Source organism: Oribacterium sp. (genome assembly GCF_057249185.1).
This window is the reverse complement of record NZ_DBHIGR010000050.1, coordinates 1-274: the sequence shown is the minus strand read 5'-3', so window position 1 is coordinate 274 and position 274 is coordinate 1. Positions and strand designations below refer to the sequence as shown.

The 274-nt window shown below is 48.2% G+C and carries 1 protein-coding gene; it reads left to right on the top strand.

Annotation, left to right across the window (positions count from 1 at the left end; genetic code table 11):
- Positions 1 to 274, top strand: a 274-nt coding sequence (locus ACO4PX_RS04355; RefSeq protein WP_485571659.1) for a hypothetical protein, incomplete at both ends; no start/stop codon positions are given.

Genomic DNA, 274 nt, shown 5'->3' with positions numbered 1-274 from the left:
CTGGACTTGGATAAACTGCCCTATGATGATGCCAAGGTTTATGCCATGCTTTCCAAAGGAGATTGTGCCGGCGTGTTCCAGCTGGAATCTGCGGGGATGGTAAACTTTATGAAGCGCTTACAGCCCTCCTGTCTGGATGACATTATTGCGGGAGTAGCTCTGTATCGACCGGGCCCCATGGACTTTATTCCGGACTACATTGCCGGAAAGAAAAATCCTGCTACCGTACACTATGACTGTAAGGAGATGGAATCCATCCTGAAAAATACCTATG